Source organism: Sphingopyxis sp. (assembly GCF_050725655.1).
In the GTDB taxonomy this organism is placed as follows: Bacteria; Pseudomonadota; Alphaproteobacteria; order Sphingomonadales; family Sphingomonadaceae; genus Sphingopyxis.
Genome location: NZ_JBOHHT010000070.1, coordinates 42,162 through 65,662, shown reverse-complemented (window position 1 = coordinate 65,662; position 23,501 = coordinate 42,162). Strand labels below are relative to the sequence as shown.

Annotated in this window: 23 protein-coding genes and 2 riboswitches; of the genes, 21 read left to right on the top strand and 2 right to left on the bottom strand. The window is 65.8% G+C overall.

What is annotated here, in order from left to right:
- The 21 genes from murG to ACREBX_RS09835 all read left to right on the top strand — a co-directional run bounded on the left by murG (window position 1) and on the right by ACREBX_RS09835 (window position 21,693).
- Entirely contained in the window at window positions 1-1,185 is a 1,185-nt protein-coding gene (gene murG / locus ACREBX_RS09935) for an undecaprenyldiphospho-muramoylpentapeptide beta-N-acetylglucosaminyltransferase (protein ID WP_431561581.1), read from the top strand.
- Entirely contained in the window at window positions 1,185-2,615 is a 1,431-nt protein-coding gene (gene murC / locus ACREBX_RS09930; protein WP_431561644.1) for a UDP-N-acetylmuramate--L-alanine ligase, read from the top strand. The genes murG and murC overlap by 1 nt, the downstream gene beginning before the upstream one ends.
- Entirely contained in the window at window positions 2,612-3,511 is a 900-nt protein-coding gene (gene murB, locus ACREBX_RS09925; RefSeq protein WP_431561580.1) for a UDP-N-acetylmuramate dehydrogenase, read from the top strand. The genes murC and murB overlap by 4 nt, the downstream gene beginning before the upstream one ends.
- Window positions 3,508-4,002 (top strand): DUF4262 domain-containing protein, encoded by a 495-nt coding sequence (locus ACREBX_RS09920; RefSeq protein ID WP_431561579.1) that lies wholly within the window; start codon window positions 3,508-3,510, stop codon window positions 4,000-4,002. The genes murB and ACREBX_RS09920 overlap by 4 nt, the downstream gene beginning before the upstream one ends.
- Entirely contained in the window at window positions 3,999-4,925 is a 927-nt protein-coding gene (locus ACREBX_RS09915; protein ID WP_431561578.1) for a D-alanine--D-alanine ligase, read from the top strand. The genes ACREBX_RS09920 and ACREBX_RS09915 overlap by 4 nt, the downstream gene beginning before the upstream one ends.
- Window positions 4,922-5,860: a cell division protein FtsQ/DivIB gene (locus tag ACREBX_RS09910; RefSeq protein ID WP_431561577.1), complete on the top strand. Its 939-nt coding sequence runs from the start codon at window positions 4,922-4,924 to the stop codon at window positions 5,858-5,860. The genes ACREBX_RS09915 and ACREBX_RS09910 overlap by 4 nt, the downstream gene beginning before the upstream one ends.
- A gap of 3 nt (window positions 5,861-5,863) precedes the next feature.
- A complete protein-coding gene (ftsA, locus tag ACREBX_RS09905) occupies window positions 5,864-7,120 on the top strand; it encodes a cell division protein FtsA (RefSeq protein WP_431561576.1) in 1,257 nt (418 codons plus the stop codon).
- Window positions 7,121-7,272: 152 nt separating this feature from the next.
- Window positions 7,273-8,733 carry a cell division protein FtsZ gene (gene ftsZ, locus ACREBX_RS09900; protein ID WP_431561575.1) on the top strand — a complete coding sequence of 487 codons (1,461 nt, stop codon included), beginning with the start codon at window positions 7,273-7,275 and terminating at the stop codon, window positions 8,731-8,733.
- A 60-nt stretch (window positions 8,734-8,793) separates the two neighbouring features.
- On the top strand, window positions 8,794-10,683 hold the full coding sequence (locus ACREBX_RS09895; RefSeq protein ID WP_431561574.1) for a tetratricopeptide repeat protein: 1,890 nt from the start codon (window positions 8,794-8,796) through the stop codon (window positions 10,681-10,683).
- Complete coding sequence (locus ACREBX_RS09890; protein WP_431561573.1) at window positions 10,680-11,852, top strand: deoxyguanosinetriphosphate triphosphohydrolase; 1,173 nt, start codon at window positions 10,680-10,682, stop codon at window positions 11,850-11,852. The genes ACREBX_RS09895 and ACREBX_RS09890 overlap by 4 nt, the downstream gene beginning before the upstream one ends.
- Window positions 11,845-12,507, top strand: a complete 663-nt coding sequence (locus ACREBX_RS09885; RefSeq protein ID WP_431561572.1) for an NAD-dependent epimerase/dehydratase family protein — start codon at window positions 11,845-11,847, stop codon at window positions 12,505-12,507. Before ACREBX_RS09890 ends, ACREBX_RS09885 begins: the two co-directional genes overlap by 8 nt.
- 58 nt (window positions 12,508-12,565) lie before the next feature.
- Window positions 12,566-12,667: riboswitch (glycine riboswitch) on the top strand.
- Window positions 12,668-12,784, top strand: a riboswitch (glycine riboswitch).
- 55 nt (window positions 12,785-12,839) lie between these two features.
- Window positions 12,840-13,976, top strand: coding sequence for a glycine cleavage system aminomethyltransferase GcvT (gene gcvT, locus ACREBX_RS09880; protein ID WP_431561571.1), 1,137 nt, complete (start codon window positions 12,840-12,842; stop codon window positions 13,974-13,976).
- Window positions 13,977-13,979: 3 nt separating this feature from the next.
- Complete coding sequence (gene gcvH, locus ACREBX_RS09875) at window positions 13,980-14,351, top strand: glycine cleavage system protein GcvH (protein WP_431561570.1); 372 nt, start codon at window positions 13,980-13,982, stop codon at window positions 14,349-14,351.
- 115 nt (window positions 14,352-14,466) lie between these two features.
- Window positions 14,467-15,288: a glycosyltransferase family 2 protein gene (locus tag ACREBX_RS09870; protein WP_431561569.1), complete on the top strand. Its 822-nt coding sequence runs from the start codon at window positions 14,467-14,469 to the stop codon at window positions 15,286-15,288.
- Window positions 15,289-15,291: 3 nt separating this feature from the next.
- Window positions 15,292-16,650, top strand: a complete 1,359-nt coding sequence (gcvPA, locus tag ACREBX_RS09865; RefSeq protein ID WP_431561568.1) for an aminomethyl-transferring glycine dehydrogenase subunit GcvPA — start codon at window positions 15,292-15,294, stop codon at window positions 16,648-16,650.
- A gap of 32 nt (window positions 16,651-16,682) precedes the next feature.
- Window positions 16,683-18,191, top strand: a complete 1,509-nt coding sequence (gene gcvPB / locus ACREBX_RS09860; RefSeq protein ID WP_431561643.1) for an aminomethyl-transferring glycine dehydrogenase subunit GcvPB — start codon at window positions 16,683-16,685, stop codon at window positions 18,189-18,191.
- Window positions 18,191-18,541 (top strand): hypothetical protein, encoded by a 351-nt coding sequence (locus ACREBX_RS09855; RefSeq protein ID WP_431561567.1) that lies wholly within the window; start codon window positions 18,191-18,193, stop codon window positions 18,539-18,541. The genes gcvPB and ACREBX_RS09855 overlap by 1 nt, the downstream gene beginning before the upstream one ends.
- Before the next feature lie 19 nt (window positions 18,542-18,560).
- A complete protein-coding gene (locus tag ACREBX_RS09850; protein WP_431561566.1) occupies window positions 18,561-19,007 on the top strand; it encodes an ABA4-like family protein in 447 nt (148 codons plus the stop codon).
- Window positions 19,008-19,021: 14 nt separating this feature from the next.
- Complete coding sequence (locus ACREBX_RS09845) at window positions 19,022-19,639, top strand: DUF938 domain-containing protein (RefSeq protein ID WP_431561642.1); 618 nt, start codon at window positions 19,022-19,024, stop codon at window positions 19,637-19,639.
- A 101-nt stretch (window positions 19,640-19,740) separates the two neighbouring features.
- Window positions 19,741-21,300, top strand: coding sequence for a fatty acid--CoA ligase (locus tag ACREBX_RS09840; protein WP_431561565.1), 1,560 nt, complete (start codon window positions 19,741-19,743; stop codon window positions 21,298-21,300).
- Window positions 21,301-21,375: 75 nt separating this feature from the next.
- Window positions 21,376-21,693: a hypothetical protein gene (locus ACREBX_RS09835; RefSeq protein ID WP_431561564.1), complete on the top strand. Its 318-nt coding sequence runs from the start codon at window positions 21,376-21,378 to the stop codon at window positions 21,691-21,693.
- 218 nt (window positions 21,694-21,911) lie between these two features.
- On the opposite strand, the gene ACREBX_RS09830 is transcribed toward ACREBX_RS09835, so the two are convergent.
- Window positions 21,912-22,535, bottom strand: a complete 624-nt coding sequence (locus ACREBX_RS09830) for a glutathione S-transferase family protein (RefSeq protein ID WP_431561563.1) — start codon at window positions 22,533-22,535, stop codon at window positions 21,912-21,914.
- Window positions 22,532-23,476, bottom strand: a complete 945-nt coding sequence (locus ACREBX_RS09825; protein ID WP_431561562.1) for a DMT family transporter — start codon at window positions 23,474-23,476, stop codon at window positions 22,532-22,534. Before ACREBX_RS09825 ends, ACREBX_RS09830 begins: the two co-directional genes overlap by 4 nt.
- Between the last annotated feature and the right edge of the window lie 25 nt (window positions 23,477-23,501).

Sequence of the window (23,501 nt, the reverse complement as noted above, 5' to 3'; positions counted from 1 at the left end):
ATGACAGCGACGCGCCACTTCCTTCTCGCCGCCGGCGGGACGGGAGGACATATGCTGCCCGCCTACGCCCTCGCGGGCGAATTGATTTCGCGCGGACACCGCGTCGCGCTGGTCAGCGACGACCGCGGACTCAAGATTCCCGGCGCCCCTGCCGAGATGGAAACACACGTCCTGCCTGCCGGCCGCGTATCGGGCGGGCCGGTTGGCTGGCTCAAGGCCGCGCTCGCGATCCGCAAGGGCCGCCGCATGGCGATCGAGTTGATCCGCGAGTTCGACCCTGCGGTCGTCGTCGGCTTTGGCGGCTATCCTTCGCTCCCCAGTTTGCTCGCCGCGGGCACGACGAAACGGCCGCGCGTGCTCCACGAGCAAAATGCCGTGCTCGGCCGTGTCAACCGGATGATGGCGCCGCGCGTCGATGCCGTCGCGGTCGCCTATCATAATATTCAGCGTTATCCCGCCGGGCATGAACTCAAGAAGCATATCACCGGCAACCCGGTGCGCGACGAAATCATCGCGATCCGCGAAGAAGGCTACCCGCCGCTGCCCGAGGATGGCATTGTTCGCCTCCTTGTCGTCGGCGGTAGCCTCGGCGCGACGGTGCTCAGCGAGGTTGTTCCGGCCGCCATCGCGATGTTGCCCCCGGCACTGCTCAGCCGCCTGCAAGTCGTGCAGCAGTGCCGCGAGGCCGATCTGGAGACGGTGCGCGCCAAATATGCCGAACTCGGCGTCGCGGCCGAATGTGCCCCCTATATCGCCGATTTCCCCGAGCGGCTGCGCTGGGCGCATCTCGTGATCGCGCGCGCCGGCGCGTCGACCGTCGCCGAACTGGCGTGTGCCGGGCGCCCCGCGATCTTCGTTCCCTATCCGAGCGCGATGGACGATCATCAAACCTATAATGTCGTCGACCTTGTCGAGGCGGGCGGGGCGATTTCGTTCCGGCAGCCCGATTTCACGCCGGCTGAGGTCGCGAAGCATATTCAACGCATGGCGCTCGAACCCGGCGCACTGGAAAATGCGGCGGAACGTGCGGCAAGCTGCGGATTGCCCGACGCGACCCGCGATCTTGCCGATCTAGTCGAATCGCTCGCCGCGCCGCCGATGATGGACGTGATCCGCGTCGGTGCGCCCTCGGGTCAGCGTGCGGCCGCAAGTGGCATGGCCTCTGCCCGCACGGGAGGCGAATGATGCGCGGCGTCGCGACCGACATCGGCACCATCCACTTCATCGGCATCGGCGGCATCGGCATGTCGGGGATCGCCGAGGTGATGCACAACCTCGGCTATCAGGTGCAGGGCAGCGACATCGCCGATAGCTACGTCGTCGAGGGCCTGCGCAAAAAAGGCATCAAGGTCGCGATCGGCCATGAGGCATCGAACGTTGACGGCGTCGCGGTCGTCGTCACCTCGACCGCGGTCAAGCGCGGCAATCCCGAGGTCGAAGCCGCGCTCGCCAGCCGCATCCCGCTCGTCCGCCGCGCCGAAATGCTCGCCGAACTGATGCGGCTCAAATCGACCGTCGCGATCGCCGGCACGCACGGCAAGACGACGACGACCAGCCTTGTCGCGGCCTTGCTCGACGCCGGCGGGATCGACCCGACCGTGATCAACGGCGGCATCATCAACAATTATGGTTCGAACGCTCGGCTCGGCGCGTCGGATTGGATGGTCGTCGAGGCCGATGAGAGCGACGGCAGTTTCCTGCGCCTCGACGGAACGATCGCGGTCGTCACCAACATCGACCCCGAGCATCTCGACCATTATGGCAGCTTCGACGCAATCAAGGACGCCTTCGTCGAGTTTATCGAGAATGTGCCTTTCTATGGCGCCGCGATGCTCTGCCTCGACCATCCCGAGGTGCAGGCGATCATCCCGCGCATCCGCGACCGGCGGATCATCACCTATGGTTTTTCTGCCCAAGCGGACGTGCGCGGCACCAATGTGACGCCGGGATCCAACGGCAACCGCTTCGACGTCGTCGTACGCGACCGCGACGGCCACAGCCGCACGATCGAGGGCATTCATTTGCCGATGTCGGGCCGCCACAATGTCCAGAACTCGCTCGCGGCGATTGCGGTCGCGCTGCACATGGGCGTTTCGGACGACAAGATCGTGTCGGGTTTCCACGGCTTTGCCGGGGTCAAGCGCCGCTTCACCAAGGTCGGCGAGATCGCCGCGGGTGACGGCGTAGTGACGGTGATCGACGACTATGCGCATCATCCCGTCGAAATCCGCGCCGTTCTGTCCGCCGCACGCGAAGGCGTCGGCGCGGGCCGCGTCGTCGGCGTCGTCCAGCCGCACCGTTTCACGCGCCTGCGCGATCATATGGACGATTTCCAGCAGGCGTTTAACGACGCCGACATCGTGCTTGCGCTGCCCGTCTATGCGGCAGGCGAAGCGCCGATCGACGGCGTGTCTTCGGATGCTCTGGTCGAAGGGTTGCGCGACCGCGGTCACCGCCAGGCGAATGTCGTCGCCGATGCCGGCGCGCTGGCCTCCGCCATCGCTGCGAACATCGCCGCCGGCGACCTCGGTGCAGGCGACAAGATCATCTGCCTCGGCGCGGGCGATATCACCAAAATGGCGGCGGGTCTCGCCGCGGCGGTGGAGGCGGCATGAGCGCTGCCGACACCCTCCCCGCCGTGCGCGGCAAGCTGACGGCGAAAGCGCCGCTGGCGCCGCTCGTCTGGTTCAAGTCGGGTGGCCCTGCCGACTGGCTGTTCGAGCCCAAGGACGCCGACGACCTTGCCGATTTTCTGCGCGAACTCGATCCCGCGGCGCCGGTGATGGCGCTCGGGCTCGGATCGAACCTCATCGTCCGCGACGGCGGCTTTCCGGGCGTCGTCGTCCGGCTTGGCAAGGCGTTCGCCAAAGTCGAAGCTGTCGACGCAACGACGCTCCGGTGCGGTGGTGGCGCGTCGGGCATTCTCGTTTCCTCAACCGCGCGCGACGCGGGTATCGCGGGCATGGAATTTCTGCGCTCGATCCCCGGCACCGTCGGCGGCTTCGTGCGCATGAACGGCGGCGCTTATGGGGCTGAGGTAAAGGACATCCTCATCGATTGCGACGTCGTGCTGCGTTCGGGCGATCAGAGGACGCTGCCGCTCGCCGGCCTCGGCTATACTTATCGCCACAGCGAATTGCCCAAAGGCGCGGTCGTGATTGGCGCGACTTTCCGGGGGCAGCCCGGCGAACCCACGGTCATCCAGGCCGAAATGGACCGCATCTCGGCGAGCCGCGAAGCTTCACAGCCGCTACGCTCGAAGACCGGCGGTTCGACCTTCAAGAATCCCGACGGCCACAAGGCTTGGCAGCTCGTCGACGATGCGGGCTGCCGCGGTTTTGCCGTCGGCGGCGCGCAGGTCAGCGAGAAGCACACCAATTTCCTGATCAACACCGGCGATGCGACCAGCGCCGACATCGAAGCACTCGGCGAGGAAGTCCGCCGCCGGGTGAGGGACAAGAGCGGCATCGAACTGCAATGGGAGATTCAGCGCGTAGGAGTGGGAACGTGACCGCTGATCCAACCCTTACGGAATATGAAACCACGCTGCTTCGGAATATCGAAAATCACGACTGTCAGGTCACATACGTCTTCGACCCGGCGAACAAGATCAAATCCTTCTCCTATTCGGCCGGCTTGCCGGTTTCGGTCGGACAGCCCGACATTGTTGTCTTCGGTCTGCCAAAGGACCTGATGCATTTCATGATAAATGAAGTGGCGGCCCAGTACCGGAAGGGCCTTGTCCTGACCGATGAGCAAATCCTCGAGGGTCTGATCGAAGGCTACTCCTGTGTTGCCCGCCGTGTTCTGAACGAAAATCTCGCAGACTATTTCAATTCGGCGATGTGGGTGCATCGGCGCGAATTGGGACGTCCGATGGAAACGGCGTTTCAGATCGTCTGGCCGGGTGTTGAACAGCGTCTGTTCCCGTGGGAGGAGGGTTGCGACGAGGCTGTTATCGCTGCGCAGCCCCCACTTTACAGCCAAAGGATGAATTCATGAGCCGGGGTCCGTGGCACGTCGCGGTCCTGATGGGCGGCTGGTCGGCCGAGCGCGAAGTGTCGCTGATGAGCGGCAACGGTGTCGCCGATGCGCTGGAAAGCCGCGGCCACAAGGTCACGCGCATCGACATGGACCGCGACGTCGCGCTGCGGCTGACCGAGGCGAAACCCGACGTCGTGTTCAACGCGCTCCACGGCGTCCCGGGTGAGGACGGCACCGTGCAGGGCATGCTCGACCTGATGGGCCTCAAATATACGCACAGCGGGCTCGTCACCTCGGTGATCGCGATCGACAAGGAATTGACGAAACAGGCGCTTGTGCCGCATGGAATCCCGATGCCGACGGGGACCATGGTCGACAGCGAAAGCCTCTTTACAGTCGACCCCTTGCCGCGCCCCTACGTCCTGAAGCCTGTCAACGAAGGCTCGTCGGTCGGGGTCGCGATCGTCAAGGACGACAGCAATTACGGCAACCCGATCGCGCGCGAAGCCGTCGGCCCTTGGCAGGAGTTCGACCGCCTGCTCGCCGAACCTTTCATCAAGGGACGCGAACTGACCGTCGCGGTGCTCGCCGATCAGGCGCTCGCGGTTACCGAACTCCGCGTCAAGTCTGGTTTCTACGACTATGACGCCAAATATACCGACGGGCTGACCGAGCATGTCTGCCCCGCCGACGTCCCCGCCGACGTTGCGCAGCGGATGATGGATCTGGCGCTGCAATCGCATCGGCTGCTCGGCTGCAAGGGCGCCTCGCGCTCGGATTTCCGCTGGGACGACGAACATGGCCTCGCGGGCATTTTCCTGCTCGAGGTCAATACCCAACCGGGGATGACGGCGCTCAGCCTCGTGCCCGAACAGGGGAGGGCGATGGGCATGGACTATGCCGAACTGGTCGAACGCATCGTGGGGGAAGCGTTATCATGAGCAAGACACAGATCAAGCGGGGGAAGGCGCCGCCGCGCCGCCCGGCGCGCGCGCCGAAGAAGCGGCGGAAGGTTCAGACCTCGCGCCTCAACGCGATCATCAACGCGCTGCCGATCAGCCCGCAGCGGCTGCAAAAGGTCGCCAACTGGACGATCGGTCTCAGCCTGTGCGCTGTCGTCGCGATCGGCGCACATGCCACCGGCGTGACCGCGAAGATCCACGAGGAATATGCGCAGGCGGTCGGCCGCGCGGGGTTCCAGGTCAAGAAGGTCGAAGTCGTCGGCGCCGACCGCATCGACCGGCTCAAAGTCTATGACATCGCACTCGCGCAGAAGGACCGCTCGATGGCGGCGGTCGACCTCGAGGACGTGCGCGACCACCTGATGCGCTACGGCTGGATCAAGGATGCGCGCGTGTCGCGCCGCCTGCCCGACACGCTCGTCGTCGATATCGTCGAGCGCACCCCGGCGGCGATCTGGCAGCACAACAACCGCCTGTCGCTGATCGACGAAAAGGGCGTGGTGCTCGAACCCGTCACCGTTGCGATGATGCCCGACCTGCCGCTCGTCATCGGGCCGAAGGCGAACCAGCGCTCGCAAGACCTCGACCGTTTGCTGACCGAGGCGAGCAGCCTCAAGGAATTGCTCGCGGGCGCAACCTGGGTCGGCAACCGCCGCTGGGATCTGCGTTTCCGCAGCGGCGAGACGCTGTCGCTTCCTGAAGGCGAGGCCGAGGCGAAGGCCGCGCTCGCCAAATTCGCGCATATGGACGGCGCCAACCGTTTACTCGGGCGCGGCATATTGCGCTTCGACATGCGCGACCCCGCGCGCTTCGTGCTACGCCTGCCGCACGAAGGGCAGGTGGCACCCGCAAAACTCGACGATGCACGCGCCGCGGTCGATGCCGTCGCCGAAGCCTCGGCGGAGAAGGGATAAGCCATGGCGCCGCCGCGCATCGAAAAGATCATCACCGCGCTCGATGTCGGGTCGTGGAAGGTCTGCGCGCTGATCGCGGGGCAGACCGCCGACGGCCAGCTGCACGTGCTCGGCACCGGACAGCGCGAGAGCCGCGGGGTCCAGCGCGGCTATGTCGCCGACATGGAACAGACCGAGCATATCGTGCGCGAGGCGATCGAACAGGCAGAACGCATCGCGGGCCTGAACATCGACGACGTGTGGGTCAGCTTCTCGGCTGGCGGCCTTTTGAGCGACGTCGCGCCGATCGAAAGCGAACTCGGCGGTCACCGTATCGAGAAGGAGGATATTGACGACCTGCTCGCCGCGGGCCGCGCAGGCATCGACCCCGAAGGCCGCATGATCCTCCATGCGCAGCCCGCGCTCTACACGCTCGACGGGCTGACGGGGGTCAAGAACCCGATCGGCCTCCACGCCGACCGCCTCGGCGTTGATATTCATATCATCATGGCCGACGGCGCCCCGGTGCGGAACCTCGAGGCCGCGGTTCGGCAGGCGCATCTCGACGTCAACGCGGTCGTCGCCTCGCCGATCGCCGCCGGGCTCGCCTGCCTTTCGGACGAGGAGCGCGACCTCGGCGTCGCGCTGGTCGAACTCGGTGCAGCAGTCACGACGGTGTCGCTCTATGCGGGCGGGATGCTGGTCGAAATGGCGTCGCTGCCCTTCGGCGCCAGCGACATCACCGATGACATCGCCTCGGCCTTTGGCATTCGCCGCAGCCAGGCGCAGCGGCTCCAGAGCTTCTACGGCTCGGCCTCGGCCAGCCCGCGCGACAATAACGAGATCATCGAACTCGAACCGGGCGCTCCGACAAACGGTGATTCCCCGCGCATCACGCGCGCGCAGTTGGTGGCGGTGATCCGCCAGCGGCTCGACGCGATGATGGGCGAGATCGGCCGGACACTGAAAGACCTGCATTTCGTCGGCCCGATCGGGCGTCAGGTTGTGCTCGTCGGTGGTGGTGCTGACCTGAAAGGCATCGCCGACTACACCCAAAGCGCGCTCGGCCGCGCCGCGCGCGTCGGGCGACCGCGCGGCTTGCACGGTCTGCCCGATGCGCATAGTGGCCCCGCTTTCGCGACGCTCGCGGGTCTGGTTCTCTATGCCGCGTCGGACCCCGTGGACCTCCGCGATCTGCCGATGATGGCGCAGGATGTATACAAGCCCGCGGGCACGTCGATCCTGCACCGGTTGATGGCAGCATTGAAAAGCAGTTTTTAGATGACAAGCGACGAAAAGGTTAATTTTTTGGGTGATTCCCACGTCACAATAGTGCAATGCGGTAGTAGAAAACCGGGCGGACGGACTACCGCCCGGCTGGGTCGCAAGGTTGGGGAAGCGGCACCTGTCCGCCGCTGCAGGGAGACTATTTGATGAGCATCAATATTGGCCCGCCGCAGGTCGATGAGCTGAAGCCGCGCATCGCGGTGATCGGCGTCGGCGGCGCGGGCGGCAATGCCATCGCAAACATGATTGCGGCACGTGTCGAGGGGGTCGATTTCATCGTCGCCAACACCGACGCGCAGGCGCTCAATGCTTCGCCGGCCGAGAGGCGCATCCAGCTGGGGACACAGATCACCCAGGGGCTTGGCGCGGGTTCGCGGCCCGAGGTCGGCCGCGCGGCCGCCGAGGAAAGCATCGCACAGGTCGAAGAGGCGCTGAACGGCGCGCACATGTGCTTTATCGCGGCCGGAATGGGCGGCGGCACCGGCACCGGTGCGGCGCCTGTGATCGCCAAGGCGGCGCGCGACCGCGGCATCCTGACCGTCGGCGTTGTGACCAAGCCCTTCACCTTCGAAGGCCAGCGCCGCATGCGTTCGGCGGACTCGGGCATTGCCGAGCTGCAGGATCATGTCGACACGCTGATCGTCATCCCGAACCAGAATCTGTTCCTGGTCGCCAATCCCAACACGACCTTCAAAGAAGCCTTCACCATGGCGGATGAAGTGTTGCAGCAGGGCGTGCGCGGCATCACCGACCTGATGGTCATGCCCGGCCTCATCAACCTCGACTTTGCCGACGTGCGCAGCGTGATGCGCGAAATGGGCAAGGCGATGATGGGCACCGGCGAGGCCGAAGGCGACGGCCGTGCGCTCGAAGCCGCGCAAAAGGCTATTGCCAACCCGCTGCTCGACGGCGTGTCGATGGCGGGCGCGAAGGGTGTCATCATCTCGATCACCGGCGGCGAAGACATGCGCCTGATGGAAGTCGACGAGGCCGCGAACCACATCCGCGAGCTGGTCGACCCCGACGCCAACATCATCTGGGGCAGTGCGTTCAACGACAGCCTCGATGGCAAGATCCGCGTGTCGGTGGTCGCCACCGGAATCGACAGTAACGGCGAAGGGGCGGCGCAGGCATCTCCCGCGACGCGCAGCTTCTCCTTCGCTCCCGCGCGTGCGGCCGCCCCCGCTCCGGCGGCAGAAGAGACTGTCGAACCGGCGGTTCAGGAAGAAGCCCTCGCCGAAACCGTATCGGTGGAAGACAAGGATCCGGCCCCCGGCTTCTCGCTGGGCGACGCCGCCGAGCGCGATGCTCCGGCGGCCGCGGCCGAAGAGGAGCCGATGGAATTGTCACAGGTCGCCGCGACCTATGACGATACCGCCGACGAGCTCGTGCTCGACGCGCCCGAAGCGCCGGCCGAATATCGCTCGGCGCCTGCCGCAGATCCGACGCCGGCGGACGAATCGCCTGCACGGTCGGTCGGGGGCGGAACCTTGTTCGAGCGCATGTCGCGCTTGTCGCGCGGGGCTTCGGCACCCGATAGCGATGAAGGCGGCAAGGAGGACGGGGTCGATATTCCGCGTTTCCTCGGCCGACAGAACAACCAGTAACGGGGCTATCGAGCGGCCGCCCGCCGGGCACGGCAGGCCGGAAATCGGGATGATGCGCCCATGCGGCAAGTGAAACTGACGGCGAGGCCGGCGCGCGCGCGCTATTATGTTCGCGCGCTCGGCGCGCTGTTGCTTTGGACGGCCGCGCTGCCGTCCGTTCACGCGCAAGTGACGCCGCCCGATGCCGCGACAAAGGCGGCGATGGAAAAGCGGACCGCGGCACGCGTGCTCCTGTCTTCCTCACTCGCGCGCATCGCCTCGAACAACAGCGACACATCGGCGCTGCTCAATGCCGGCCGAGCATCGATCGAACTCGAGGATTATCGCGCCGCGCTCGGCTTCCTCGTCCGCGCCGAACAGGCGAACCCGCGCGACGGCTCGGTCAAGGCCGCGCTCGGTTCGGCGATGGTCCACATGGAAAACCCGACGCGCGCGCTCGATTATTTCGGCGAAGCGCAGTTGATGGGCGCGCCTGAACGGCTGTTCCTCGCCGACCGCGGTCTCGCGCGCGACCTGCTTGGGCAGCAGGACGCGGCGCAGCGCGATTATCAACTCGCGCTGTCGATCACCCCGAACGACGAACTGACGCGGCGCTATGCGTTGTCGCTTGGCATCAGCGGCGATGCCGATCGTGCGATCCAGATGCTGACGCCGCAATTGCGCGCGCAGGATCGCGGCGCATGGCGCCTGCGCGCAATGATCCTCGCGATGAACGGCCGCGACAAGGAGGCGACCGAGATCGTCAACGCGACGATGCCGCCTGCGATGGCGCAGAACATCATGCCCTATCTGACCCAGATGGATCGGCTCAATCCGGCGCAACAGGCGGCCGCCGCCCATTTCGGGCGCTTCCCGAACGGGCAATTGGGACCGAAGCGCAAGCCGGTGCAGGTTGCCGCCGCCACGCCGCCGCCCGCCGCCCCGCCGGTTACGGCGACGGGCAAGCGTCCGGCAACGGGCGACCATCGGCGACCCATCATGTCGGCGACCCCCGCGCCGGTGGGCCGTAAACCCGTTTCGGAACCGGCCACCCGGCCGTCCACGACAACTCCCGCCACGGCTGTATCCGCGCCTGTTACGTCGACACCGCCCGGAGTGTCCGCCCCAGTGCTGCGTTCGCCGTTTCAGCAGACCATTCGTAGGCCATTCGAAACGCCCACGCCAACCCCGACCCCCGCCCCGACCCCGACCCCGACCCAAAACCCCGCCCCGACGCAGGCGGTCGGTCCTGTTCCGCCGCCCGCCTCGATCCCCGCGGCCACGGTGTCCGAGCCGATCGGCGTGGCCGTCGATGCCGGGAAGGGTCCGGCCGGACCGGGCTTCTCGATCGCCGATATGGGGCGTTCGACGGGCGCCGTATCGACTCCTTCACCGCCGCGCGCGGCCGAGTCCGCTGCGCCCTCATCATCGGCGGTGAGCGTGGCGGCGGCTACGCCAGCATCCGTTTCGGCGGCGCCGCTCGCGTCGCTCGCCGACATCGTCGGGTCGATCGAGATCCCGGCCGAAGAACTGGCCCAGTCCGACAACGCGATCGGTGCCGACACGCTCGCCAAGCTGATGCAAGACAAGCGCAAGGCCGAAGCTGCCGATGCGGCAAAGCGCGAAAAGGACGTCGTGGCGGCCAAGGCAAAGGCCGAAGCCGACGCCAAAGCGAAGGAAGAGGCGGCCGAGAAAAAGGCCAATCCCGCGCGTATCTGGGTGCAGGTCGCGACCGGCGCGAATGCCAAGGCGCTCGCGACCGACTTCGGCAAATTCGCCAAGAAGAGCCCTGCCGTGTTCAAGGGCAAGTCGGGCGCAACAACCGAATGGGGCAAGACCCGCCGTTTGCTCGTCGGCCCGTTCAAGGACCGCAAGACGGCACAGGATTGGCTCGCCGACTATAAGAAGGCGGGCGGCGACGGCTTCCTTTTCAACAGCGAGGCGGGCCAGTCCGTCGATCCGGTCAAGTGAGCGTTGCCGACTGCGCCAGCGATCCCGCTCATAGCCGCGGGCGCCGTCATGCCGAGCTTGGCCGCGTCGTACGCGGGCCGCGCGACGATTTTCAGCGCGACCGCGACCGCATCATCCACTCGATCGCCTTTCGCCGCCTGCGCCACAAGACGCAGGTGTTCGTCGCCCCCGACGGCGACCATTATCGCGTCCGCCTGACCCACAGCATCGAGGTCGCGCAGATCGGCCGTGGCATCGCGCGCGCGCTAGGGCTCAACGAGGATCTGACCGAGGCGCTGTGCCTTGCGCACGACATCGGGCATCCGCCCTTCGGCCATGCGGGCGAGGACGCGCTGAAGGCCGCGATGGCGACGCATGGCGGCTTCGATCACAACGGCCACACATTGCGCACGCTCGCGCGTCTCGAATGTCCCTATCCGCTTTTCGACGGCCTCAACCTGACATGGGAAACACTCGAAGGGCTCGCCAAGCATAATGGGCCGGTGGCGGCGCCCGGCTGGGCGCTCGCCGAATTCGACGGTGATTTCGGGCTCGACCTCGGCAGCCATGCCAGCCTCGAGGCGCAGATCGCGGCGGTCGCCGACGATATCGCCTATGACAATCACGACATCGACGATGGCCTTCGCGCGGGGCTGCTCGACCTCGACCAGTTGATGGAACAGTCCTTCGTCGCCGCCAATTTCCGCGCCGTCGAAGGCCGCTTCCCCGGCGCCCCGCGCGATCGGCTGCTTCGCGAACTCGTCCGTGACCAGATCGGCGTGATGGTCAACGACGTGATCGCGGCGACCGAGGCCAATGTAGCCGACGCTGGAGTGGGAAGCGTCGAAGAAGTTCGCGCCGCGGGCCGCGCGCTCGGCGGCTTTTCGTCCGAACTTGCTGCGCAGGAGCGCGACCTCAAGCGCTTCATGTACGCGAACCTCTATCATCACCCCGAACAGGTCGCCGCCGCCGAGGCGGCAAACAAGGTCGTCGGTGATCTCTTCGCCGCCTATGCCGCCGACCCGCGCCTGATGGGCGAGGACTGGTCGGGGCGCCTGCCCGGCGAAGAATGCGCGACAAACCGGCATATCGGTGATTATATCGCGGGCATGACCGACCGTTTCGCCATCGACCGCTACGCTGAAATCTTCGGCCGCGATGCCGTGCCACAGGCGCTGGCGCATGCCTGACGCGCTGATCATCGGCGCGACGGGGCTGATCGGGAGCGCGGTGGTCGAACGTTTCGGTTCCAATCCCGTCACCGTCCTTGCGCGCCGCGAAGTCGAAGGGCTGGCGGCGCAGCACCAGCAACTGATCGCACCGTCCGAACGCTGGACCGACATTATCGCCGCTGAAAAGCCCGCCGTCCTCATCTCCTGCCTCGGTACGACGATCCGGCAAGCGGGGTCGCAAGCCGCCTTTCGCGCAGTCGACCACGACCTAGTGCTTGCCGCCGCGCGCGGGGCGAAGGCGGGCGGCACCCCGCATATGATTTTGGTGAGTTCGGTCGGCGCCGCGGCAAAGAGCGGCAATTTCTATCTGCGGACGAAGGGCGAGACCGAGGATGATCTGCGGGCGCTCGGTTTCGACCGGCTCGACCTGATCCGCCCCGGCCTGCTGCGCGGCGACCGGCCCGGCCCGCAGCGGCTGGGCGAAGGGATCGCAACCATCGCGGCGCCGTTGACCGACGCATTGCTTCACGGCTCCTTCCGCCGCTATCGCTCGATTTCGGGCGACAGCGTCGCCGCGGCGATCGTCGCGCTGGCAGAACGGGCGGCGGCGGGGCGGGGCGGTTCGGGCGTGCATATCCACGAAAACGACGCCATCCGCGCGCTCGCCGATTGACTCCGTAAATTGGCAGCGCCAAGGCTCGCAGCGTCTGTCGGGCCTCGCAAGAGATTCGACCGGCCGCGCGGGAGAGCGTGAGGGCAGGGCAACCGGCGCCTCACCACCGAAGGAGCAACCGCCCCGGAAACTCTCAGGTCAGCAGGACCGCGCAGGCTGGAACGGACACTCTGGAAAGCGTTCCGGCCGCCTGAATAAGGATTGGGCCGGAACCACCGAAGGGGTAACCCCATGATATGGGGGAAAACTCTCAGGTTCCCGTGACAGAGGGGGCATGGCGACAAGGCGCGGCGATGGGCCGCGCATACGCTATGCAACCGCGGGAGACTGGCATGACCGACACCGAATTCACAGGCGACGAAGCGGAGATCGAGACCGCGACGCTGCCGCTCGACGCCTGGCACCGCGTGAAGGGCGGCCGGATGGTCGAATTCGCCGGCTACTGGATGCCGATCCAGTATGAAGGCATCATGGCCGAACATCTTTGGGTCCGCGAAAACGCCGGCCTGTTCGATGTCAGCCACATGGGACAGCTGGCGCTGTCGGGCGACAATGTCGCCGAGGCGCTCGAAACGCTCGTTCCCGGCGACATCTCGGCGCTGAAGCCCGGCCGGATGCGCTATTCGCTGCTGCTCGACGAAGATGGGGGCATTCTCGACGATCTGATGATCACCAACGAAGGCGACCAGTTCGGCATCGTCGTCAACGGCGCGGTCAAGTGGGAAGATATCGGCCATCTGCGCGAAAACCTTCCCGACGACATCACGCTCAACCACAATGAAGATTATGGCCTGCTCGCGCTGCAGGGGCCGAAAGCGGTCGACGCGCTGGCGCGGCTGGTGCCGGAGGCCGCGGGGCTTGTCTTCATGCAGGCGACCCGCGCGACCTGGGCTGGCCATGCAATTGCGCTCAGCCGCTCGGGCTACACCGGCGAGGACGGCTTCGAAATCTCGTTGCCCAATGATGCACTGACCGCCTTTGCCGATGCGCTTTGCGCGATGGAAGAGGTCAAACCGATCGGCCTTGGCGCGCGCGATTCGTTGCGGCTCGAAGCTGGCCTGCCGCTCTACGGCCACGACCTGACCCCCGCGATCGACCCTGCCGAAGCCGACCTTGGCTTCGCCGTGAGCAAGCGCCGCCGCGAAGAAGAGAATTTCCCCGGTGCTGCACGCATCCTTGGCCATCTCGAAGAGGGTCCGCCGCGCAAACGCGTCGGCTTGCTCGTCGACGGCAAGCTGCCGGTGCGCGAGGGCGCCAAGCTGTTCGACGGCGAGGACGAGATCGGTGTCGTGACCTCGGGCGGCTTTGCCCCCAGCGTCGGCGCGCCGATCGCGATGGGCTATGTTCCGCGCGACCATGCGGTGCCCGGCACCGCGGTCGCCGCCGAAGTGCGCGGCAAGCTGGTGCATTGCACGGTAACCGCGATGCCCTTCGTTCCGCATAATTATGTTCGTAAAACAGGAGGTTGAGTGATGCCGCGTTATTTTACCGAAGAGCATGAGTGGATTGACGTCGACGGCGATGTCGCGACGGTCGGCATCACCGACTTCGCGCAGGGCCAGCTCGGCGACATCGTGTTCGTCGAAGTTCCCGACACCGGTGCCGAACTTAGCAAGGGTGGCGACGCGGCCGTGGTCGAATCTGTGAAGGCCGCCAGCGACGTCTACGCGCCCGTCGATGGCACCGTGACCGAAGGAAATGGCCAACTCGAGGAAGATCCCGCGCTCGTCAATTCGGATCCCGAAGGCGAAGGCTGGTTCTTCCGCATGACGCTCGGCGACAAGAGCCAGCTCGACGGCCTGATGGACGCAAAGGCATACAAAGCCTTCTGCGACGCGCTTTAATCATCCCCCTCCCGCTTGCGGGAGGGGCTAGGGGAGGGCCTGTCGGGGGACGGGTCGGCCCTACCGAAACAGACCCTCCCCCGACCCCTCCCGCAAGCGGGAGGGGGGAGATAATGTGATCGCAACCGATCCAGCCCTCGCCAATTGCCGCCTGATGGTGGCGACGCCCATCTATGACGGGGCGCAGGGCACTTATGTGCGCTCGGCGCTCGATCTGGCGCTGAAGGCGCAGGCACGGGGCATTTCGGTCCGGTTCGAATTCATCCTCTATCAGCCGTCGATCACGCGGGCGCGCAACATATTGGCGGCGATGTTCCTCGCGAGCGATTGCACCCATATGCTGTTCGTCGATGCCGATATCGATTTCACGTCGGACGACGTCTTTTCGATGGTGCAGGCGATGGCGGGGCGGCCCGAGTGCGCGGTGCTCGGCGCCGCCTACCCCCGGCGCATGGTCAATTGGCGCAATGTTGCAGCCGCGGTCGAGCGGGGCTTCGGCAAGGAGGATCCGGCCGATCTCGCGCGCTTCGCGGGCGATTTCGCGCTGCACTTCCTGCACCCCGATCAGAATTTCGCGCTGACCGATCTCGTCGAATTGTCGCGCCTCGGCACGGCGATGATGCTCATTCGTCGCGACGTGCTGGAAACGTTGCGCGACACATTGCCCGACATCGCATTCCGGCCCGATCCCGCCGAGCGCGCCGCACATGGCGTCGGCGAATATGAAGCCGCCTCCTTCTCGTCGATGATCGAGGCCGGGACGCAGGCGCTTTTGTCCGACGATTATGCCTTTTGCCGGCGCGTTCGCGATGCGGGTTTCCGCATCTGGCTCGCGCCGTGGGTCAGCACGACGCACAGCGGTCCCACGATCTTCCGCGGCTCTCTGACCGACGTTGCGCAGCTTCTTTCCACCAATTCAGTCTCTTCCCCGGAGTAGTTCATGCGTTATCTGCCTTTGACCAATGACGACCGCGCGGCGATGCTCGCGACGATCGGCGCCGCAACGATCGACGATCTGTTTGTCGATGTCCCCGCCGAAGCCCGGCTCGATGGCCCGATCGCCGGCCTGCCGAGCCATGCGAGCGAGCTCGCGGTCGAGCGCCATATGGGCGCGCTCGCACGCCGCAGCCGCGCTGCGGGCGAGGGCCCCTTCTTCCTCGGCGCGGGTGCCTATCGCCACCATGTGCCCGCGAGTGTCGATCATCTGATCCAGCGCGGCGAGTTCCTGACCGCCTACACCCCGTACCAGCCCGAAATCGCGCAGGGCACGCTGCAGATGCTGTTCGAATTCCAGAGCCAGGTCGCACGGCTGCTTGGCACCGACGTCGCCAATGCGTCGATGTATGATGGCTCGACCGCCTGCTGGGAAGCGATCGTCATGGCGCGGCGCATCACCAAGCGCGCCAAGGCGCTGCTCTCGACCGGCCTCCACCCGCACTACCGCAGCGTCGCGCGCACGATGGCGAAATATACCGGCGATGTCCTCGTCGACGGCGATCCGAGCCTCGAAGCCGGAACCGACTGGGCGGCGCTGGCAGACAGCATCGACAAGGAAACGAGCTGCGTCGTCGTCCAATATCCCGACATTCTGGGCCGCATCGACGACATGACGACGCTCGCCGAAGCATGCCAGGCCGCGGGCGCGTTGCTGATCGCGGTGGTGACCGAACCCGTCGCGCTCGGCCTGATCAAGTCGCCCGGCGAAATGGGTGCCGACATCGTCGTGGGCGAAGGACAGTCGCTTGGCGTCGGCCTCCAGTTTGGCGGCCCGTATGTGGGTCTCTTCGCGTGCAAGACCAAATATGTCCGCCAGATGCCGGGTCGCCTCTGCGGCGAAACCGTCGATGCCAACGGCAAGCGCGGCTTCGTGCTGACGCTGTCGACGCGCGAGCAGCATATCCGCCGCGAAAAGGCGACGAGTAATATCTGCACAAATTCCGGCCTTTGTGCACTGGCCTTCAGCATTCACATGACCTTGCTCGGGGAAGCGGGGCTTCGCCAGCTCGCCGCGATCAACCATGGCCGCGCCAAGGCTGCTGCGGTCGAACTCGCAAAAATCCCCGGCGTATCGGTGCTCAACAACAGCTATTTCAACGAATTCACGCTGCTGCTTCCGACCGAAGCCCGTCCGGTGATCCACAAGCTCGCCGAGCAGGACATATTGGGCGGCGTCTCGCTCGGCCGCCTTTATCCCGACAATGCTGGGCTAGAAAATGGCCTCGTCGTCGCCGTGACCGAAACCGTGACCGAGGCGGATATTTCCGCCTTCGCCGTTGCCCTGAAGGAGGTGCTGGCATGACCGCGCTCAACCGCGCCGGCTGGCGCCCCGAAATGAACGTCGCCGGCGGCGCCGACGATAGCACGACCTTCACCGGAAACCGCGCGCTGATGCTCGAGGAAGCGCTGATCTTCGAGATCGGCGGCAGCGAGACGACCGGGGTTGATTTCGACGAAGCCGCACCCGCCGCCGACCTCGGCGCGCTCGCGCGCACCGCGCCGATCGGCCTGCCGGGGCTCAGCGAATCGGAAACGGTGCGCCATTACACGCGCCTGTCGCGGCAGAATTATGCGATCGACCTCGGCCTCTTCCCGCTCGGCAGCTGCACGATGAAGCACAATCCGCGCCTCAACGAAAAGGTCGCGCGGATGCCGGGCTTCGCCGACGTCCACCCGCTGCAGCCGCAGGAAACGGTACAGGGCGCCTATGCGGTGATCCACGATCTCGCCGAATGGCTGATCACGCTCACCGGCATGCACAGCGTCGCGATGTCGCCCAAGGCGGGCGCGCATGGCGAGCTCTGCGGCATCCTCTGCATCAAGGCGGCGCTCGAAGCGCGCGGCGAGGACCGCCGCGTGATCCTCGTCCCCGAAAGCGCGCACGGCACCAACCCCGCCACCGCCGCCTTTGCGGGCTTCACCGTCGAGGATATTCCCGCAACCGAAGCGGGCCGCGTGAACCTCGAAGCCCTGAAGGCGCGCCTCGGCCCCGACGTTGCGGGGGTGATGATCACCAACCCCAACACCTGCGGCCTGTTCGAACGCGACATGAAGGCGATCTCCGACGCGGTCCACGCCGCGGGCGGTTATGTCTATTGCGACGGCGCGAACTTCAACGCCATCGTCGGCCGTGTGCGCCCCGGCGACCTTGGTGTCGATGCGATGCATATCAACCTCCACAAGACCTTCTCGACCCCGCACGGCGGCGGCGGCCCAGGCTCGGGTCCGGTCGTGCTGTCCGAGGCTTTGGCTCCTTTTGCGCCGTTGCCTTTCGTCACCAAGCAGGGCGATGCGTTCCGCCTGATCGAAGAGGAAAGCGCGGGCGAGGATCATCCGCAGACCTTCGGCCGCATGACAGCCTTCCACGGCCAGATGGGCATGTTCACCCGCGCGCTGACCTATATCCTGAGCCATGGTGCGGACGGGCTCAAGCAGGTCGCCGAGGATGCCGTGCTCAACGCGAATTATGTACTGCGCAGCCTCGAGGGCGTGCTCGACGCACCGTTCGCGGCGTCGGGGCCGTGCATGCACGAGGCACTGTTCAGCGACAAGGGGCTCGCCGAAGGCTTCTCGACGCTCGACATCGCGAAGGGGCTGATCGACGAGGGCTATCACCCGATGACGGTTTATTTCCCGCTCGTCGTCCACGGCGCCATGCTCGTCGAGCCGACCGAGACCGAAAGCAAGGCGGCGCTCGACCAGTTCATCGGCGCGCTGCGCAGCATCGCGCTGCGCGCGAAAAACGGCGACCCGGCGCTGAAGACGGCGCCGCATTTCGCTCCCCGCGCGCGGCTCGACGAGACGCTGGCGGCGCGGAAGCCCGTGTTGGCCTGGGAGGGCTGATGGCCGAAGCGGCGCCCGGTCCTGACCCAGCCGCGCCGCGTCCGCGCGGCCCGGGCTGCGTCGCGGCCGGCGCGCTGTTCGCGATCGTTGCAATCCTCGGCTGGCTCATCGCGATCACCGCCTACGGCCTCGTCGTCGAGCAATGGGAGATGATCGAGGTCCGCCGCGAATTCAGTTACGACTGGGCCTTCCTCTATGCTCCGCTGTTTGCGATCGGTCTCGGCCTCACACTCGCCTTGCTTGCGTCGCGGCGTGCATCGGCGGCGCGAATGACCTTGCTGATCACCGTCACCGGCGCCATTGCCTTGCTCGCCGGCGTCGTGCTTTTCGGGCTCGGCGGACTGATTTGACAGGGCGGGGGAGCGCGCGATGAGCTGGGACAATATCTTTTTGTTGGCCAATTACTGGGCCTTCGCGGGCTGGATCGCGCTCGCTTTCCTGCCGCGCAGCCCGAAAATCCTCGCGGCGATCCTCTACGCCGGCGTTTTCCTCCTATGCTTCGCCTACACGGTTCTGATCGTCGGTTTCCTGACCGGCGGCATCGACCCGGGCGGGGCGAGCAGCGCGGACTTTACGACGCTGAAGGGCGTGATGAAGCTGTTCGACAGCCCCGGCGGGGCGACGATGGGGTGGATCCATTATCTGGCGTTCGACCTGTTCACCGGCATGTGGATCGCGCGCGATGCCGACCAGAAGGGGTTCAGCCGGATCGTCCAATTCCCCTTCCTGTTCCTGACGCTGATGGCGGGCCCGGTCGGCTTGTTCGGCTGGCTGATCATGCGCGAACGGCGCGCGCGGGCGCAGGCTAAAAAGTGACGTCGCAGCCCTGGATGCCGGGGGATGGCGCGCCAGCCGACAAGCGCCACGCCCCCGCAACGCTACGCAATCGTGACGCTATCGTCGCGGTGCTCGCCGATTGGCTGCCCGAAGCCGGTACGGTGCTCGAGGTCGCGAGCGGGTCGGGCGAACACGCCATCCATTTCGCCGCCGCCTTTCCTGGGCTCGACTGGCAGCCGAGCGACCCCGATCCCGCGGGGCTGGGCTCCATCGCGGCGTACCGCGCCGAGGCCGGTCTCGCGAACATCGCGCAGCCGGTCGCGCTCGATGCGGCGGGCGCCAAATGGCCCGTCGACCATGCAGATGCCATTCTCTGCATCAACATGGTCCATATCAGCCCATGGGACGCCACGCTGGGCTTGTTCGCCGGCGCTGCGCGGCTGCTCGCGCCCGGCACGCCGCTGATCCTCTACGGTCCCTATATCGAACCCGATGTGCCGACTGCCGAGAGCAATCTTGCCTTCGACACCAGCCTGCGCAGCCGCAACCCGGCATGGGGGCTTCGCGATACCGACGCTGTGAAAGTTGTCGCCGCCGATGCCGACTTCGTCTTCGCCGAACGCCGCGCGATGCCGGCGAACAATCTGATGCTGCTCTTCCGCCGCACCTGACGGACCTGACAGGATAGGCGATCGGCGCTTTACGCCGCGTCCACAACCGCTAGCCTCGCGCCAATTGCACGAAACAGATGCGATTCGAGGAGAGAGAGGCGATGGGCCGCGACGTTTCGGACCTTTTCACATTTGACGAATTCCTGACCCATTGGGCCAATGAGCGTCCCGACCGGGTGGCGCTGCGCGAGGAAGACCGCGTCTATACCTATACCGAACTCGACGATCGCACCGCGCGCGCCGCGTCGGCGCTGCTCGCGGCGGGGCTCCAGAAGGGTGACCGCATCGCGTGGATCGGCAAGAACAGCGACCTTTATTTTGCCCTCTTTTACGGTGCGGCGCGCGCGGGCATCGTGATGGCGCCGATCGGCTGGCGGCTGTCGCCGACCGAATGGGCGTTCATTGTCAACGACACGCAAGCAAAGATGGTGTTCGCGGGGCCGGGGTTCGATACGCTCGCCGAACAACTCGCGGGAAAGTTGCAGAACGACCCCGCGATCGTCGGCGCCGCCGATGCCTGGGCGATGATCGACGGCGTGACGCGCGTGCCCTTCGAACCCTCGGCCGCCAACGACGCGGTGCTCCAGCTTTATACTTCGGGCACCACCGGCAATCCCAAGGGTGCGGTGCTGTCGAACCACAACCTCTTCGCGCTCCGCAAACATTCGAACACCCTCGACCTGCCCTACACCAAATGGGAGGATGACGAGGCGGTGCTGGTCGCGATGCCGTGCGCGCATATCGGGGGCACCGGGCTCGGCATCATGGCGCTCGCGGCGGGGCTGCCGGGTGTCGTGCTGGCCGAATTCAATCCCGACGGGGTGTTCGATGCGGTCGAGCAGCATGGCGTCACGCGCTTCTTCATGGTGCCCGCCGCGCTCCAGATGCTGCTGATGCACGCGCGCTGCGCCAGCGTTGATTACAGCCGCCTCAAATATATCCTCTATGGCGCCGCGCCGATCCCGCTCGAACTGCTGCGCCAGTGCATCAAGGTCTTCGGCGCGCAGTTCATCCAGGCATATGGCATGACCGAGACGACGGGTACGATCTCGATGCTGCCGCCCGAGGACCATGACCCGGCGGGCAATGCGCGCATGCGTTCGGCGGGCAAGGCGCTCCCGGGAGTCGAAATCGTCATCCTCGGACCCGACGGCCAATCGGTCCCGACCGGCGAAGTGGGGGAGGTCGTGACGCGCTCGTCGAACAATATGCTGGGGTACTGGAACCTGCCGGACGCAACCGCGAAGACGATGACCGACGATGGCTGGATCCGCACCGGCGACGCCGGCTATCTGGACGAGGACGGCTATCTTTTTATCCACGACCGGATGAAGGACATGATCATCACCGGCGGCGAGAATGTCTATCCGGCCGAGGTCGAAAGCGCGATCTTCGGTCATCCCGCAGTGCAGGAGGTCGCGGTGATCGGCATTCCCGACGAGAAATGGGGCGAGACGGTGAAAGCGGTCGTCGTCGCCAAGCCCGGAACGACGGCCGACGAAGCCGACATTATCGCATGGGCGCGCGAGCGCATCGCGCCGTTCAAATGCCCGCGCAGCATCGACGTGATCGACGCGCTGCCGAGGAATGCGAGCGGCAAGATTTTGCGCAAGGACCTGCGCGCGCCCTATTGGCAGGGTTATGAGCGGATGGTGAATTGAACGGCTGACCTTATCTTTGGATCACCTGCTGCCGGTAACGGCAGGTTCATTTATCGGGTGCTCTAGCGCGTCCTGATGGAAAACCTCGTCGACTTCTACCGTCCGCTGAGCTCTGCGCTCGGCATGAGCACAGGTGCGTCGGACAGCCTGCTGCATGTGCATGGCGGCATGGTCGTTCTGTTTCTTGCCCGGATTGTGACCCGGCGTTCGCTTGCGACATGGACTCCGTTTCTGTTCGTCCTGGCTGCGGCCATCGCAAAGGAGGTTGCCGACCGCATCGCGCATGGCACCTGGCGGATGCCGGACAGCGCGTTCGACGTCCTCAATACGATATTCTGGCCATTCGTCCTGATGGTCGGGCTTCGGTGGCGCCGCGCGCATCCCGACGCTTAAAGCCACAAAGGACACAGTTTCGATGCGCGCATGCGGCGCCCTTGTGGCTTTAAGCGCCGGGAGAATATGAAAGCCAACGTCCCCGCGGCGGCATAAATTCACCCCACATCCGGCCTTTCACGCGACCTACACCCCGAAAGGCCGATGCGTTTTCTCCGTTGGCGTTTGCCATACACGGGGGCACGGAGGGCTCCATCTTATGGTGGAGCCCTTTTCCGTCAGGCGGCGGCTTTCTGCCGCGCGCGGGCGCGCCGAAACCCTTCGCGCGCCGTGCAGCGGCCCAACCACGCCTTCGTCGCATCACCCAGCACATCGTCGGCGCCCAATGTCGTCGCGAGGAAGGCGGCATAGCCGATCGCGATGTCGGCGATGGTGAAGCGTCCCGCGACGAGCCACTCGCGCCCGTCGGCCAGCGCCGCCTCGATGCTCTTAGCGCGGCCGCCGAAGAAGGCTTTGTAATCCGCGACCGCCTGCGCCAGCCGTCGTTCCTCGGGCTCGACGCGCGTATAGCGGATCATGATCGCGAGCGGGAAGGTCAGCGTGGCGTCGCTGCGGTGCAGCCAGTTGCGCCACGCCCAATAATCCGCCTCGTCGCGGCGCACCTCGAGCGGCGTTCCCTCGGCGATCCGCTCGCAGATCGCCGCCGATTCGGTCATCAACTGCCCGTCTTCGATCCAGCCGGGAATCGTCATCAGCGGGTTCACCGCGCGATAATCGGGTTCGAATGCGCGCGGGGGGAATTTGAGGAGGCGCAGGTCGACGTCGATCCCGGCTTCCTCGACGGCCCACAGGCAGCGCAGTGAGCGGGCGTCGGGGCAGTGATAGAGAATGGGGAGAATCATGCCGCGATGTCCTTTGTGCGCTCGATGTGCAGGCGGTGCTCGCGCCACGCGATGAACAGCCCGCTCGCGATGATCAGCGGGGCACCGATCCACGTCGTGTCGGCGGGCAGGGTGCCAAAGAACCACCAGCCGCAGGCGATCGACCAGAGCAGCGACGAATAGTCCATCGGAATGACGACCGCCACCGGGGCGAGGCGCAGCGCGCCGGTCAGCGACATCTGCACGACCGCGCCCGAAAGGCCGAGCCCGAGCAGCAGCAGCCATTGATAAGGATCGTGCGGCGTGATGACGAAGGGCAGGGCGATCCCCAGCGGGAGCATCGACAGCAGGCTGAACCAGAAGACGATCGTCGTCGCATTTTCGGTGCGGCCGAGGTCGCGGATGGCGATAGTGATAAGCGCCGTCATGAGGGCACCGCCCAATGCGATCAACGTTCCGATACCATGCTCGCCGCTGAACCCGCCGGTGAAATTGGCTGCGGGGTTCAGGACGACGAGCACCCCCACAAAGCCGATGATCACGGCGCTCCACCGCTGCCACCCCGTCGGCTCGCCGAGCAGCAGCGCGGCAAAGATCACCGCGAAGATCGGCACCGACAGGTTGATCGTCGTCGCTTCGGCCATCGGCAGGAAGATCATGCCGCCGAAATTGCACGCCATGCCGATGAGGCCCATCGTCGCGCGGCGGGCGTGGGCGCCGATCCGCCGAGTCTTGAGCGACGCGATGCCGCCATGCGACAGCGCCCAGGCAAAGACGAGGGGGATCACCACCGCTTGCCGCCAGAACAGGCTTTCGAGGATATGGACGCCCGATTCCGCGATCAGCTTGACCAGCACGAACATCAGCGAAAGGCTGGCCATCGCCAGCAGCCGCAGCGCTATTCCGCCAAGGTAATTTTGCGGTGCAGCCGAAGAGGGGGCGGAGGAAGCGGCGGTGCTCATGCGAAATTGCGCATATCAGCCCGGC

Bases quoted from the DNA above. Each gene is read 5' to 3' on its own strand.
- murG (WP_431561581.1), top strand. From the start codon at position 1: ATGACAGCGACGCGCCACTTCCTTCTCGCCGCCGGCGGGACGGGAGGA.
- murC (WP_431561644.1), top strand. From the start codon at position 1,185: ATGCGCGGCGTCGCGACCGACATCGGCACCATCCACTTCATCGGCATC.
- murB (WP_431561580.1), top strand. From the start codon at position 2,612: ATGAGCGCTGCCGACACCCTCCCCGCCGTGCGCGGCAAGCTGACGGCG.
- ACREBX_RS09915 (WP_431561578.1), top strand. From the start codon at position 3,999: ATGAGCCGGGGTCCGTGGCACGTCGCGGTCCTGATGGGCGGCTGGTCG.
- ACREBX_RS09910 (WP_431561577.1), top strand. From the start codon at position 4,922: ATGAGCAAGACACAGATCAAGCGGGGGAAGGCGCCGCCGCGCCGCCCG.
- ftsA (WP_431561576.1), top strand. From the start codon at position 5,864: ATGGCGCCGCCGCGCATCGAAAAGATCATCACCGCGCTCGATGTCGGG.
- ftsZ (WP_431561575.1), top strand. From the start codon at position 7,273: ATGAGCATCAATATTGGCCCGCCGCAGGTCGATGAGCTGAAGCCGCGC.
- ACREBX_RS09895 (WP_431561574.1), top strand. From the start codon at position 8,794: ATGCGGCAAGTGAAACTGACGGCGAGGCCGGCGCGCGCGCGCTATTAT.
- ACREBX_RS09885 (WP_431561572.1), top strand. From the start codon at position 11,845: ATGCCTGACGCGCTGATCATCGGCGCGACGGGGCTGATCGGGAGCGCG.
- gcvT (WP_431561571.1), top strand. From the start codon at position 12,840: ATGACCGACACCGAATTCACAGGCGACGAAGCGGAGATCGAGACCGCG.
- gcvH (WP_431561570.1), top strand. From the start codon at position 13,980: ATGCCGCGTTATTTTACCGAAGAGCATGAGTGGATTGACGTCGACGGC.
- gcvPA (WP_431561568.1), top strand. From the start codon at position 15,292: ATGCGTTATCTGCCTTTGACCAATGACGACCGCGCGGCGATGCTCGCG.
- gcvPB (WP_431561643.1), top strand. From the start codon at position 16,683: ATGAACGTCGCCGGCGGCGCCGACGATAGCACGACCTTCACCGGAAAC.
- ACREBX_RS09855 (WP_431561567.1), top strand. From the start codon at position 18,191: ATGGCCGAAGCGGCGCCCGGTCCTGACCCAGCCGCGCCGCGTCCGCGC.
- ACREBX_RS09850 (WP_431561566.1), top strand. From the start codon at position 18,561: ATGAGCTGGGACAATATCTTTTTGTTGGCCAATTACTGGGCCTTCGCG.
- ACREBX_RS09845 (WP_431561642.1), top strand. From the start codon at position 19,022: ATGCCGGGGGATGGCGCGCCAGCCGACAAGCGCCACGCCCCCGCAACG.
- ACREBX_RS09840 (WP_431561565.1), top strand. From the start codon at position 19,741: ATGGGCCGCGACGTTTCGGACCTTTTCACATTTGACGAATTCCTGACC.
- ACREBX_RS09835 (WP_431561564.1), top strand. From the start codon at position 21,376: ATGGAAAACCTCGTCGACTTCTACCGTCCGCTGAGCTCTGCGCTCGGC.
- ACREBX_RS09830 (WP_431561563.1), bottom strand. From the start codon at position 22,535: ATGATTCTCCCCATTCTCTATCACTGCCCCGACGCCCGCTCACTGCGC.
- ACREBX_RS09825 (WP_431561562.1), bottom strand. From the start codon at position 23,476: ATGAGCACCGCCGCTTCCTCCGCCCCCTCTTCGGCTGCACCGCAAAAT.